This window comes from Kribbella sp. NBC_01510 (assembly GCF_045040325.1).
In the GTDB taxonomy this organism is placed as follows: Bacteria; Actinomycetota; Actinomycetes; order Propionibacteriales; family Kribbellaceae; genus Kribbella.
On the sequence record NZ_CP109418.1, the window covers coordinates 5,762,025 to 5,774,941 of the forward strand.

The 12,917-nt window shown below is 67.2% G+C and carries 12 protein-coding genes; 10 read left to right on the plus strand and 2 right to left on the minus strand.

Translation table 11 applies throughout. From position 1 onward, the window contains the following. The first annotated feature begins 12 nt into the window (after positions 1-12). The 9 genes from coxB to OG558_RS28775 all read left to right on the plus strand — a co-directional run bounded on the left by coxB (position 13) and on the right by OG558_RS28775 (position 9,880). Positions 13-906 carry a cytochrome c oxidase subunit II gene (coxB, locus tag OG558_RS28735; RefSeq protein WP_405065786.1) on the plus strand — a complete coding sequence of 298 codons (894 nt, stop codon included), beginning with the start codon at positions 13-15 and terminating at the stop codon, positions 904-906. Next, a complete protein-coding gene (ctaD, locus tag OG558_RS28740; protein ID WP_405065787.1) occupies positions 903-2,684 on the plus strand; it encodes a cytochrome c oxidase subunit I in 1,782 nt (593 codons plus the stop codon). The genes coxB and ctaD overlap by 4 nt, the downstream gene beginning before the upstream one ends. Further along, positions 2,681-3,076, plus strand: a complete 396-nt coding sequence (locus OG558_RS28745) for a cytochrome c oxidase subunit 4 (protein WP_405065788.1) — start codon at positions 2,681-2,683, stop codon at positions 3,074-3,076. The genes ctaD and OG558_RS28745 overlap by 4 nt, the downstream gene beginning before the upstream one ends. A 199-nt stretch (positions 3,077-3,275) precedes the next feature. Further along, complete coding sequence (locus OG558_RS28750; protein ID WP_329475727.1) at positions 3,276-4,517, plus strand: Ig-like domain-containing protein; 1,242 nt, start codon at positions 3,276-3,278, stop codon at positions 4,515-4,517. Positions 4,518-5,303: 786 nt separating this feature from the next. Continuing rightward, the gene (locus OG558_RS28755) at positions 5,304-6,509 is read left to right on the plus strand and encodes an ABC transporter substrate-binding protein (protein ID WP_405065789.1); all 1,206 of its coding nucleotides are present in this window, start codon (positions 5,304-5,306) and stop codon (positions 6,507-6,509) included. A 5-nt stretch (positions 6,510-6,514) separates the two neighbouring features. Beyond that, entirely contained in the window at positions 6,515-7,243 is a 729-nt protein-coding gene (locus OG558_RS28760) for an ABC transporter ATP-binding protein (protein WP_329475729.1), read from the plus strand. After that, a complete protein-coding gene (locus tag OG558_RS28765) occupies positions 7,240-7,953 on the plus strand; it encodes an ABC transporter ATP-binding protein (RefSeq protein WP_405065790.1) in 714 nt (237 codons plus the stop codon). The genes OG558_RS28760 and OG558_RS28765 overlap by 4 nt, the downstream gene beginning before the upstream one ends. Before the next feature lie 5 nt (positions 7,954-7,958). After that, positions 7,959-8,831, plus strand: coding sequence for a branched-chain amino acid ABC transporter permease (locus OG558_RS28770; RefSeq protein ID WP_405065791.1), 873 nt, complete (start codon positions 7,959-7,961; stop codon positions 8,829-8,831). Next, on the plus strand, positions 8,828-9,880 hold the full coding sequence (locus OG558_RS28775) for a branched-chain amino acid ABC transporter permease (protein WP_405065792.1): 1,053 nt from the start codon (positions 8,828-8,830) through the stop codon (positions 9,878-9,880). The genes OG558_RS28770 and OG558_RS28775 overlap by 4 nt, the downstream gene beginning before the upstream one ends. 10 nt (positions 9,881-9,890) lie before the next feature. Here the strand turns inward: OG558_RS28775 and OG558_RS28780 are convergent, their stop codons facing one another. Continuing rightward, the gene (locus OG558_RS28780) at positions 9,891-10,703 is read right to left on the minus strand and encodes an alpha/beta fold hydrolase (RefSeq protein ID WP_405065793.1); all 813 of its coding nucleotides are present in this window, start codon (positions 10,701-10,703) and stop codon (positions 9,891-9,893) included. Between the two features lie 39 nt (positions 10,704-10,742). On the opposite strand from OG558_RS28780, the gene OG558_RS28785 reads away from it, so the two are divergent. After that, entirely contained in the window at positions 10,743-11,207 is a 465-nt protein-coding gene (locus OG558_RS28785) for a MarR family winged helix-turn-helix transcriptional regulator (protein ID WP_405065794.1), read from the plus strand. 48 nt (positions 11,208-11,255) lie between these two features. Here the strand turns inward: OG558_RS28785 and OG558_RS28790 are convergent, their stop codons facing one another. Then, entirely contained in the window at positions 11,256-12,914 is a 1,659-nt protein-coding gene (locus OG558_RS28790; RefSeq protein WP_405065795.1) for a cytochrome bc complex cytochrome b subunit, read from the minus strand. Positions 12,915-12,917 lie beyond the last annotated feature (3 nt).

Sequence of the window (12,917 nt, forward strand, 5' to 3'; positions counted from 1 at the left end):
GAAAGGCGCCCCGTGGGTTCGAACGGCACGCCCGGAGTGGAGGAGCGCACGGCAGTACCTGCCGGCGCCACACGTCCGGCGAAGCGACGCCTGCTGGTCGGTACGGGAGTGGTGCTCGGCACCCTCCTGCTGACCGGTTGTTCGCAGGCGACCAAGGAGCAGTGGAAACGGTTCGGTCTCCCCGTGGGTGCATCGGATCGGACCGGGGCCATCGAGAGCCTCTGGGTCGGTGCCTGGATCGCCGCCCTGATCGTGGGCGTGCTGGTCTGGGGCCTGATCTTGTGGGTCGTGGTGCGATACCACAAGCGCAACGACGACGCCCCCCGGCAGGTGCGGTACAACCTGCCGCTGGAGGTGCTCTACACGCTGGCGCCGTTCGCGATCATCGGGGTGTTGTTCTTCTACACCATCGAGCATGGCAACGAAGTCACGAAGATGTCGGCCAGCACGGACCACACCATCAACGTGGTGGGCCAGCAGTGGCAGTGGACCTTCAACTACAAGGACACCGTCGACGGGCAGCAGGGCGTCTGGGAGACCGGCACACTGTCCAAGCCCGCCCAGCTGTGGCTGCCGGTGGACGAGTCGGTCGAGTTCGTCCTGAACTCGGCGGACGTGATCCACTCCTTCTGGGTGCCGTCGTTCTACTTCAAGCTCGACGTCATCCCGGGCCGGACGAACAAGTTCCAGCTGACCCCGACCAAGACCGGCATCTTCGCCGGCAAGTGCGCCGAGCTCTGCGGGCTCTACCACAGCCGGATGGTGTTCTCGGTGAACGTGGTCTCCCGCGACGAGTACGACGCGCATCTGCGCGAGCTGGCCGCCAAGGGCCAGACCGGCGCCGCCACCGGCGGCTCGGATGCGACCACCATTCCCGGTCACGGGGAGCAGGAGGGCGGCAAGTGACCGACATCGCCGAGCGCACCGGCGCTATCGGTACCACCACCACCGTGCTGCCGCGGCGGCGCAGCAAGGGCCAGATCGCGGTCAAGTGGCTGACCACCACCGACCACAAGCTGATCGGCCACATGTACCTGATCACGTCGTTCGCGTTCTTCCTGATCGGCGGGGTGATGGCGCTGGTCATGCGGGCCGAGCTGGCCAAGCCGGGTCTGCAGATCGTGAACGAAGAGGTCTACAACCAGCTCTTCACCATGCACGGCACGATCATGCTGCTGCTGTTCGCGACCCCGCTGTTCGTCGGGTTCGCGAACGAGATCATGCCGATCCAGATCGGCGCCCCCGACGTGGCGTTCCCGCGGCTGAACATGTTCAGCTTCTGGCTGTTCCTGTTCGGCGGCCTGATCACGCTCAGCGGGTTCTTCACCCCGGGCGGCGCGGCCGACTTCGGCTGGTTCGCGTACGCTCCGCTGTCCAACGCGGTCCGCTCGCCGGGTATCGGCGGTGACCTGTGGATCATGGGTCTGTGGATGGCCGGTCTCGGCACCATCCTCGGTGCGGTCAACTTCGTGACGACGATCATCACGATGCGCGCCCCGGGGATGACGATGTTCCGGATGCCGATCTTCACCTGGAACATCCTGGTCACGTCGATCCTCGTCCTGATCGCGTTCCCGATCCTGGCCGGCGCGCTGCTGATGCTGGAGGCGGATCGAGCCTTGGGGGCTCACGTCTTCGATGCCGCGAACGGCGGGCCACTGCTGTGGCAGCACCTGTTCTGGTTCTTCGGGCATCCCGAGGTGTACATCATCGCGCTGCCGTTCTTCGGCATCATCACCGAGATCCTGCCGGTGTTCAGCCGCAAGCCGGTCTTCGGCTACATCGGTCTGGTCAGCGCGACGCTGGGCATCGCGGTCCTGTCGGTGGCGGTGTGGGCGCACCACATGTTCGTCACCGGAGCGGTGAACCTACCGTTCTTCTCGTTCATGACGTTCTTGATCGCGGTCCCCACCGGCGTGAAGTTCTTCAACTGGATCGGCACGATGTGGGGCGGATCAGTGTCGTTCGACACGCCGATGCTCTGGGCGATCGGCTTCCTGACCACCTTCCTCTTCGGGGGTCTGACCGGCATCATCCTGGCCTCGCCGGCGCTGGACTACCAGCTGTCCGACTCGTACTTCGTGGTCGCGCACTTCCACTACGTCGTGTTCGGCACCGTCGTGTTCGCGATGTTCGCCGGGTTCTACTTCTGGTGGCCGAAGTTCACCGGCCGGATGCTCGACGAACGCCTCGGCAAGCTGCACTTCTGGCTGCTGTTCATCGGCTTCCACACCACGTTCCTGGTGCAGCACTGGCTCGGTGTCGAGGGCATGCCGCGGCGCTACGCGTCGTACGGCGCGAACGAGGGCTTCACGACGCTGAACGAGGTGTCCAGCGTCGGTGCCTTCATCCTCGGTCTGTCGATGCTGCCGTTCTTCTACAACGTCTACAAGTCGCGCAAGTCGCCGAAGGTCGGCGTCGACGACCCGTGGGGCTGGGGCCGGTCGCTGGAGTGGGCGACCAGTTCGCCGCCGCCGCGGCACAACTTCGAGAAGCTGCCGCGGATCCGGTCCGAGAGCCCGGCGTTCGACCTGCACCACGCCGACCTCGCCCTGGCCGAGTACCCGGACAACCGGGCCGGCCAGGACAACCTGCTGGACGCGGGTGAGGACGAGGGCCGGGTCGAGCACCTGGGGCAGGTCGTCGCCGCGGATACCGACGCTGAGGGGAAGGACAAGGCGTGAAGGTCGAAGCTTGGGTCTTCGGGATCCTGAGCGTGTTCGTGCTGGTCGTCACGCCGGTCTACTGGCTGATGTCGAACGACCCGACCGGCACCACCGCGCTGACGATGACGTTCTTCCTGGCTCTGCTGGTGGCGTTCTACCTGAGCATCACCGCCCGCCGGATGGACCCCCGTCCGGAGGACCGCAAGGAGGCAGAGATCGTCGAGGGAGCCGGTGAGCTCGGCTTCTTCCCGCCGTACTCGTGGTGGCCGCTGTGGACCGCGCTGACGCTGGCGGTGGCCGTGCTCGGCATCGTCTTCGGCTGGTGGCTGTTCATCGCCGGCTGTGGCATCGGCATCGTCACCCTGAGCGGCTTCATCTTCGAGTACTACCGCGGTGACCACGCTCATTAGTTGAGCGTCGTACGAAAAACGTCGTCCGGGAACGAACCGGGCGGCGTTTTCGTGCGTCTTTAGAGACGCCACCGGTAACAGGCCGTTGTGGTCCGTACCACTCCGGTGGCGGTGCGTTGCACGGGACTGTCCGTATGGCGGGTTACCCTTGCGACGGTTTGACCAAACAGGGGAGAGCTGGGGAATGGTGAGCGGTTCGGTGAGGAAGCACGGCCTTGCCGTGGCGGGGATCTGTGTGCTGCTGCTGGCCGGCACGGCGTGCAGCGACACGGAGGCGGGCGGCAACAGCCCGTCAACACCTGGTGCGTCCACGACGCAGGGCAATGGCACACCCGGCGCGTCGACGACCCCGGGTGCGTCGACCACCCCGTCGCAGGATCCGGCCGCGTCGAATCTCACGATAGTGCCCGCCCAGGGCGCGTCGTCGGTGCAGCCGGACAAGCCGGTGACCGTGTCCACGTCCCAGGGCAAGCTGTCCGAGGTCACGCTGAAGGACGACGACGGCGACAAGGTCGACGGCAGTTTCAACACGGACAAGACCCAGTGGACCTCGTCGGACCACCTCAAGCCGGGCGCGTCGTACACCCTGAGCGGCTCCGCCGAGGGCACCGACGGCGGGACCGTGCCGATCAGCTCGAACTTCAGGACGCTGAAGGCGACGAAGAGCCTGAAGGCCTCGGTCGTCCCGCTCAACGGTGAGACCGTCGGCGTCGCGCTGCCGATCCAGATCTACTGGAACAACCCGGTCAAGGACCGTGCGGCGGTGGAGAAGCGGCTGAAGGTGACCACCTCGGTTCCGGTCACCGGCACCTGGCACTGGGTGAACAACAAGCAGGTCAACTACCGGCCGATGAACTACTGGCCGGCCGGCACCAAGGTGACCGTCACCATCGACACCCAGGGCGTCAACGCCGGCAACAACACCTGGGGCACGAGCAGCCGCAAGATCGCGTTCAGCATCGGCAAGTCGGTCGTCAGCACCGTCAACGTGACGAAGCACACGATGACCGTGGCGATCAACGGCAAGCTGGCCCGGACCATCCCGATCACCGCCGGCAAGGAAGGCTTCACCACCCGCAGCGGGGTGAAGGTGATCATGGAGAAGTTCCCCACCAAGCGGATGGACGCCGCGACCGTAGGCATCAAGCCGGGCGACCCGAACTACTACAACATCAGCGACGTGAAGTGGGCCCAGCGGGTGACCAGCTCCGGTGAGTTCATCCACGGTGCGCCGTGGTCGGCCGGCAGCCAGGGCAGCGCCAACGTCAGCCACGGCTGCGTCGGCATGAGCCTCGCGGACGCCCAGTGGTTCTACGCCCAGACCCTGCGCGGCGACCCCGTCACCGTCGTCGGCACCACCCGCCACATGGAGCCCGGCAACGGCTGGACCGACTGGAACACCACCTGGGCCGTCTACAAGGCCGGCTCCGCCCTCTCCTGACGCCGGCGCATCGGCTGCCCGCAGGCTGGTCACACCTCCACAGCGGAGATGCGACAAGCCTGCGGGCAGTTTTCGTGCTGGCCGGCGCCTTCCTGTCAGTGACCCATTCGGTGTTGTCGCGGGGTTTTAGCGGCACACGGCGAGTATTGGCAGATTGGCACGTGCGCGGTCCCGGCGAATGGGGCTCGAATATTAGTGACTGCGGTCACATGTAGCGTGTGGCCGCGCCGACTGCCGACCTTGCAGACATCAGCGCAACTGTGTCGTTGATGGCTCAGGTAGCGGTGGAACTCTCTTGCCTGGAACGGTCGAACGCCCGTGTACGCCGACTGCCTCCGCGGAGGTGGCCGACCGGCCAGGCGCAGTTTGCCGGAGTTGCTTGGGACGTTTACAGAATTGTGCGGTTACATATTCCTTGTCGACCCGAAGAATGCCTCTGAATGGCGGACGCCGCATTGTTCGGCCCGCCACAGGAATTGGTGCGGCGCCGCGCCACCCTGGGGATCGGGTGAGCAATCTCCGTAAAGAACTCGACGGGCTCGACGAAGCCCGGCGGCCAGGTCCGCGACCCTGAACGACGGCTCGACGCGCGGAGGACCCAGCGAGCACCTCCCACCGCACCTGGCCGCGCATCCCCCAGGCGGCACACCGGCCCGAGTCGGGTCACGAGCCCGAACCGGCCTGGTCCACCGATCCGAGCAGTTGAGATATCTGATGCTAGACATTGAGATTTCAGTGCCTTAGATTGCAAATGCCAAGCTCGCCCTCGAGATCAAGGAATTTGCGATGCGCCGAATCGTCGTTCTCCTGACTGTGTGGATCCTTGGGTTGACCGTGGCCGCCGGCTGCGGCGGCCATGACGACTCAGGGCGGTCGTCCGCGAAGGCGAAGCTGCCGGACGGGTCGATCGTCATCGGAATGGCGGTCGCGCGCTCCGGGTTCGCTGCGGCGTACGACCTCGGGCCGTCTCGCGGCGCCGAGCTCGCCGTGGCGGACCTCAACGCCCGCGGCGGCGTCCTGGGCCACCACCTCGAACTCAAGTACGGCGATACGAAGTCCGACCGGGCGCTCGGCACCACCGTGGGGCTCGACCTGCTGTCGCACGGAGCGCAGGTCATGCTCGTCACGTGCGACTTCGACCTGGGCAGTCCCGCTGCCATCGCGTCGACCAGCAAGAACGTTGTGGCAGTGTCGCCCTGTGCGGGCTCCTCGCAGTTCGACGTGCCCACGCTGGGACCGCTTGCGTACTCGATGGGCACCAAGAGCGCGGCCGGTGCGGAGAACGTCGCCCAGTTCGCCTACGACAAGGGTTACCGGAAGGCGTTCCTCTGGCTCGACCCGAGCATCACGCACACGAAGGAGACCTGCGCCGCGTTCGATTCGAAGTTCAGTGCCCAGCCGCAGGCCAAGGTGGTCGGGACCGAGACGATCCAGCAGAACGACGCGTCGTTCGCCGGCCAGATCGCGCGGCTGCGCGAGTCCGGCGCCGACGTGCTCGAGCTGTGCAGTTACAACCCGGGAGCGGCCACGGCGCTGCGTCAGCTCCGAGCCGCGGGCGTCGACATCCCGGTGATGTCGAACATCGCCATGGACGGCAACTATTGGCTGCAGAGCGTTCCGAACCTGAAGAACTTCTACTACGACGCCTTCGGGTCGCTGTACGGCGGTGATCCGCGCGCGGATGTGAACGACTTCTTCGCGCGCTACAAAGCGAAGTTCGGCGAGCCGGCTGTCACCGCCTACGCGCTCACCGGCTATGCGACGATCCAGGTGATCGCCAAGGCGATCGAGGCGGCTCAGACCACCGACGGCGCTGCGCTGGCGAAGGCGATCGACGGACTGGGGTCGTACGAGACGATCGCCGGCCCGGCAGGGTACAGCGCGACGCAGCACATCGTGACCGACCGTCCCGCGGTGATCATGGGCGTCGACGGAGGCCGGGTCAGCCCGGTCGCCATGTACGCCGGCGGACGCAAGATCGCGAAAGGCTGAGCCCGATGCGGCCGCTGCTGTGCACGAGCCACGTCACCGTGCGCTTCGCCGGACTGTGCGCGCTGGACGACGTCGGACTCGAGCTGGACCACGGCGAGATCCTCGGGTTGATCGGGCCGAACGGGGCCGGGAAGACGACGCTGCTCAACGTGCTGTCGGGCTTCCAGCGCCCCACCACGGGCGAGGTCGAGCTCGACGGCCTCCGGATCACCGGCTGGGATCCACCCCGGCGGGCGAGGGCGGGCATCAGCCGGACGTTCCAGGACGTCCGATTGTTCCCGCAGATGACCGTGCGCGAGAACTGCGAGGCGGCGGTGGTCAGCTGCGGCGGAACCTGGGCGGCCGCGCGCGCTCGTGCGAGCGAGGCGCTGGACTGGCTCGACCTGGATGAGAGCGCCGATGTCCTCGCCCGCGACCTGCCGTACGGAGTGCAGAGGCGCCTGGGCATGGCGCGCGCCCTGTGCGCCCGGCCACGAGTGCTCCTGCTCGACGAGCCGGCGGCGGGCCTCAACGACGACGAGAGCGTCGCGATGGCACAGACCGTGCGGCAGATTCACGAGGAGCTCGGCTGCGGGATCGTCGTGATCGAACACGACGTGCGGATGATCCTCAGCCTGTGCGATCGCGTGCATGTCCTCGACCACGGCGTCACGCTCCGGGTCGGCAGCCCCGACGAGATCCGGACCGATCCCGAGGTCGTGTCCGCGTACCTGGGGGCGGAGGCGATGGGATGACGCTGCTCGAGATCTCCGACCTGCAGGTCTCGTACGGGCCGATCGACGCCGTGAAAGGGGTTTCGCTGAGCATCGAACGAGGCGACGTGGTCGCAGTCGTCGGTCCGAACGGGGCCGGCAAGTCCAGCATCCTGCAGGCGATCCAAGGTCTGGTGCGATCGCGGAGCGGAACGGTCCGCTGGCGCGGCGCGGACATCACGGACTGGGCGCCCGAGCGCAGGGCACGGGCCGGCATCGCGTTCGTCCCGGAGTCGCGCGGCGTGTTCCGGACGCTGTCGATCGGTGAGAACCTCCGGCTGGCCGGCTGTGCGCTCGCCGGAGGCGTCGATGTCTCGGAGCGGGTGCAGTTGGCCCTGCGGCACTTTCCCGCGCTGGCGGATCGCCTCTCCGAGCGCGCCGCCGTGCTGTCGGGTGGCGAGCGCCAGCAGCTCGCGATCGGACGGGCACTGGTGGCCGCGCCCGAGTTGCTGATCCTCGACGAGCCCTCGCTCGGGCTCGCTCCGGTGGTGCTCGACGACCTGTTCGCCAACCTCGCCGCGCTGCGCGACGAGGGCCGGACGATCCTCCTCGTCGAGCAGAACGTCGCGCGGGCGGTGAGGCTCGCCGACCACCTGTACTCGCTGCGCGGGGGCGTGATCGAGCGGGTGGACGAGCCCGGCGAACTGCTGCGGAACCCCTCGTTCCGGGCCAAGCACCTGGGCATGGGGTGAGCGGGATGGCTCAGAACCTCGTCAACGCGCTCAGCCTCGGCAGCCTCGACGCCTTGATCGCCATAGGTATCGCCCTGCTGTTCAGCATCATGGGACTGATCAACTTCGCTCACGGCGAGCTGGTGATGATCGGCGGGTACGCGCTGCTGTGGTTCGCCGCGCTGCCCTTCGCCGTGGCGGCGGTGCTCGTCGTGGCCGTCGTCATCGGGTGCGGTCTCGCGATGGAACGGCTCGCCTTCCGCTCCGTGCGTGGGGCGACCGGGGAGACGCTGCTGATGACGTCCTTCGCCCTCAGCCTGTTCGTCCAGGGCGGCGTCCTGCTGTTCGAGGGCGCCAACCCGAAGAGCGCCGACGTGCTCGGGAGCCTCGGCGCGGGCGTGGAGGTGGCCGGATTGTCCGTCGGCAAGCTCGACATCGCGATCGTCGGTGTCACCGCGGTGCTGCTGCTGGGGCTCGCGTGGTTCCTGCGGGCGACGCCGCTCGGCGTCCAGATGCGTGCTGCGGCCGAGGACTTCAGAATGGCCCGCGCGCTCGGGGTGCGCGCCAACCTCGTCGTCGCTGCCGCGTTCGGGATGAGCGGCGCCTTCGCGGCGATCGCGGCGATCTTCCTGGTTGCGAGAACGGGCACGCTGACGCCGGCCATGGGCTTGAGTCCGGTGCTCACCGGCTTCGTCGCGGTCGTGCTCGGTGGGCTCGGCCGGCTGTGGGCGGCGGCTCTCGGTGCGTTTGTGCTCGCCCTGCTCTCCGTGATGCTGCAGGCATATCTGCCCGGCGAGATGGCCCCGTACCGAGACGCCCTGGTGTACCTCGGGATCGTCGTGATCCTCATGTTCCGGCCGCATGGCATCGCGGGCCGCCCCGGGGCGGTGCGCGTATGACGCACCCGCGGACCTCCGTGCTCGCACGCAGCGCCCCCGCCGTCGTCTGCACGCTGCTGGTGCTGGCGGTCAGTGGCCTGGCCCTGATCGGCTCGGAGACGACCCAGCGGACAGCCACGCAGATGCTCGTGATGGGTGTCATCGCCGTCGGCACGTACATCTTCGTCGGCAACTCGGGCGTGCTGTCCTTCGGTCACGTCGTGTTCGTCGCCGTGGGTGCGTATGTCACCGCGCTGACGACCATTCCCCACAACCTGAAGCAGGCCCTGCTGCCCGCGCTTCCGGGGTGGCTCGCGGCGCTCGAGCTCAGCCTCCCCGAGGCGCTGCTCATCTCCGGTCTGCTCTCCCTCCTGCTCGGCGCCGTCTTCTCGCTGGTGATCCTGCGGCTTGACGGGATGGCGGCAGGCATCGCAAGCCTGGCACTGCTCATCAGCGTGAACGTCGTGATCAGCAACTGGGACGCGGTCACGCGTGGCTCGCAGGGGATCGTGGGGATCCCGGCCGATCTCACCATCGGCGCCACCGTCCCATGGCTCATCGGAGCGATCGCCGTCGCCCTGGCCTACCAACTGAGCCGGTCCGGTTTCCGGCTGCGGGCTTCCCGCGAGGATCCCGTCGCCGCCGCCGCGCTGGGGGTCCGCATCCGTCGCGACCGCTCGATCGCATTCGTCATCAGTGCGTTCGTGTGCGGCGTCGGCGGTGGCCTGTATGCCCACTTCCTCGGAGCGCTGACCCCGGGTGATGTCTACCTCCAGCTCACGCTGCTCACACTGCTCATGCTCATAGTCGGCGGAATCCGAAGCCTGAGCGGGGCCGTCATCGGGACCGTGTTCATCTCGGTGCTGGCCGAGCTGCTCCGAAGGATCGAGGCCGGGGGCGATGTAGGCCCGCTCGAGCTCGCTCCGCACCCTGGTATCCAGCAGCTGATCCTCGCCCTGACGCTGCTGCTGACCTTGCTCCTCCGTCCCGGCGGAATCACGTCCGGTCGCGAACTCGGCCTCCCACTGCTCGGCTCACTCGGTGGCCGCCGAAGGAGCCCACAGACCTGAGGAGACGAAGCTACAAACCCTTCGACCCTGCTCGCAGCAAGGCGCCGGCCAGTTCCTCGGCATGCAACTCCGGCAGCGAGTGGTGGGTCGCGGTCGCGATCCGTACGACGCTCGCCCCGGCGGCACTGGCGCGTCGGGCGATCTCGTCGGGATCATGCGCCTTGCCGCGATCCGCGACGACGACAACGAGCTCGCTGTCCAAGCGCTCGATGTCAGCCAGTGCCGGCCGCTGCGGGCGGACCGGTCGGGTGGTGGGCTCGAGAGTGGCCAGTCCGGCCAGACGCAACCAGTCCGGGGCGACCGGCAGGCCCTGCGTCTCCCAGCGCAGGAAGGACTCGTTATGTGCCGGGCTGGGCTTCAGGAGCGTGGGGAGTGCTCTGGCGACGTAGCTCGCCTTCAGGCCGGCGAAGCATTCCGTCGGATCGATCAGTGTGAGCTTGTCGACTCTTCCCGGGTGGCGAAGTGCGTAAGTGAGCGCGATCCATGAGCCGTACGAGTGTCCGGCCAGCGTGGCGCGGTCGAGGTGCAGAGCATCGAGCACTCCGGTCAGCCAGGTCATCAGATCGTCGACCGTGCGTGGTGGCGTTCCGATCGTGCGGCCTGCGTCGCCGATCAGGTCGACGGCGTAGACGCGGCGATCCTCCGCCAGGTGCTGAGCGACGGCGAACCAGACCGTCGAGGTGGCTCCATGCCCGGCCAGCAGCACCAAGGGAGGGGCATCGGCGGGGCCGCAGGCGTTCACGTGGGTGCCGCCGAGGTTGAGTTGTTCCACCGGGACTCCCCAGCGGGCGAGGAGGGCGTCGTACGCGTCCTGGAAGGTCATGAGTCGAGAATAGCTCACTCAGTGAGGTAATCTGCCGGCATGCGTGAAGGAGTGCGTCCGGCCGATTCCGAGCGGGCGGCGGCGCTGGAGCTGGTGCACCTGCTGCGTGAGGTCGCGGTGAGGCTCGAGCTGGCGGCGGGGGAGTTCGCCCGGACGACCGGTTTGCACGGGACCGACGTACGGGCGCTCATCCGCCTCCTGGACGCCGAACGGGCCGGCCTGGACGCCACGCCGAGCTGGCTCGCTCAGCAGCTGGGAATGACCTCTCAGGCGACGACAGCCGTGATCCACCGCCTGGAGGCCGCCGGCCACGTCGAACGCCTCAGAAGCCGCTCAGACGGCCGCAGCGCCCACCTGCAGGTCTCCGACACCGCGATCGCCCTCGGCTGGCAGTTCTTCGGCCCGCTCCTCGACCGCCTGATCGCCACCACCCAAGCCCTTGCCCCCGGCGACCAAGCGCTGGTCAAGGACTACCTGACCGCGGTCTCCGAGGTGCTCGGATAAACGAAAAGGCCCCGGCGTGATGCCGAGGCCTTGTCGTTCGGTACGACGTCAGGAGCGGTCGCTGGTGACCTCGCGGTAGGTCTCCGTCTCGCTCAGGTCGTGGATCTCGTCGGAGTCGTGAGCGTGCTCGTGACCCTCCTCGAGCTCCTCCCGGGTCGGCTTCTGCACCGCGTCGGCGAAGTAGAACCGGGACAGCTGGGCGCGGAGCTTGTTCAGGGCCCGGCGCGGGGCGCGGACGCCGTTGTCATCGGTCTCCGGACCGATGTCGAGCGGCAGCAGCCGGTCCCGGGCGGTGAGGGTGTACGACTCGTAGGTGCCGATCGGCTCGTGCCGCTCGGTGTACTTGCCCTCGGGGGAGCGGACGATCACACCGGTCTCCAGGCCGTGCAGCAGCCGGTCGTTGTCGGCGCGCTGCAGCGAGATCGCGATCCGCCGGGTCACCCAGAACGCCAGCACCGGGCCGAGGAACACCGCGAACCGGAGGAACCAGGTCACGTGGTTCAGCGACACTCCGAAGTGGGTGGCGATCAGGTCGTTGCCACCACCGATCCAGAGCAGGGCGTAGAAGGTGATGAAGGCGGCGCCGATACCGGTCCGGGTCGGCATGTTGCGCGGCCGGTCCAGCAGGTGGTGCTCGCGCTTGTCACCCGTGATCCAGCCTTCGATGAACGGATAGAGCGCGACCAGGGTGACGAAGGCAGGGGGTACCAGCAGGGCCGGGATGATCAGGTTCCAGCTGAGTGTGATGCCCCAGAAATGCGACTCGAAGCCGGGCATTATTCGCACCGAGCCTTCCAGCCAGCCCATGTACCAGTCCGGCTGGGATCCCGCTGTCACTTCTGACGGGTTGTACGGGCCGTACAGCCAGACCGGGTTGATCTGCAGCAGGGCGCCCATCAGCGCGGTGATGCCGAAGACGACGAAGAAGAAGCCGCCGGCCTTGGCCATGTACACCGGCATCAGCGGGTAGCCGACCACGTTGTTGTTGGTCCGGCCGGGACCCGCGTACTGCGTGTGCTTGTGGTACACGACCAGGAACAGGTGGACCGTGACGAGGGCGAGGATCAACCCCGGTATCAGCAGCACGTGCACGGTGAAGAACCGGGACACCATCTGGTCGCCCGGGAACTCGCCACCGAAGATGAAGAAACTCAGATACGTGCCGATCACCGGGGACGCCTGGATCATGCCCTGGGTGATCCGCAGACCGGTGCCGGACAGCAGGTCGTCCGGCAGGCCGTACCCGATGAAGCCCTCGATGATGCCGAGGAACAGCATCGTGAAGCCGATCACCCAGTTGAGCTCGCGCGGCTTGCGGAACGCGCCGGTGAAGAAGATGCGGAGCAGGTGCACCATCATCGCGGCGATGAACAGCACCGCGGCCCAGTGGTGGATCTGCCGCATCAGCAGGCCGCCGCGGACGTCGAACGAGATGTTCAGCGTCGACGCGTAGGCGTCGGACATGTGCAGGCCCTTGAGCAGGCTGTACGAGCCCTGGTACTCGACCTCGGCCATCGACGGCTTGAACCAGAAGGTCAGGAAGATGCCGGTCAGGATCAGGATGATGAAGCTGTACAGCGCGATCTCGCCGAGCATGAACGACCAGTGGTCCGGGAAGACCTTGCGCAGGTTCTTCCGGCCGATCTTGCCGATCCCGAGGCGATCGTCGAGATACTTGACCGGTCCGGGGAACTCTTTGTCTGACACTGC

Bases quoted from the DNA above. Each gene is read 5' to 3' on its own strand.
- OG558_RS28755 (WP_405065789.1), top strand. From the start codon at position 5,304: ATGCGCCGAATCGTCGTTCTCCTGACTGTGTGGATCCTTGGGTTGACC.
- OG558_RS28760 (WP_329475729.1), top strand. From the start codon at position 6,515: ATGCGGCCGCTGCTGTGCACGAGCCACGTCACCGTGCGCTTCGCCGGA.
- OG558_RS28765 (WP_405065790.1), top strand. From the start codon at position 7,240: ATGACGCTGCTCGAGATCTCCGACCTGCAGGTCTCGTACGGGCCGATC.
- OG558_RS28770 (WP_405065791.1), top strand. From the start codon at position 7,959: ATGGCTCAGAACCTCGTCAACGCGCTCAGCCTCGGCAGCCTCGACGCC.
- OG558_RS28775 (WP_405065792.1), top strand. From the start codon at position 8,828: ATGACGCACCCGCGGACCTCCGTGCTCGCACGCAGCGCCCCCGCCGTC.
- OG558_RS28780 (WP_405065793.1), bottom strand. From the start codon at position 10,703: ATGACCTTCCAGGACGCGTACGACGCCCTCCTCGCCCGCTGGGGAGTC.
- OG558_RS28785 (WP_405065794.1), top strand. From the start codon at position 10,743: ATGCGTGAAGGAGTGCGTCCGGCCGATTCCGAGCGGGCGGCGGCGCTG.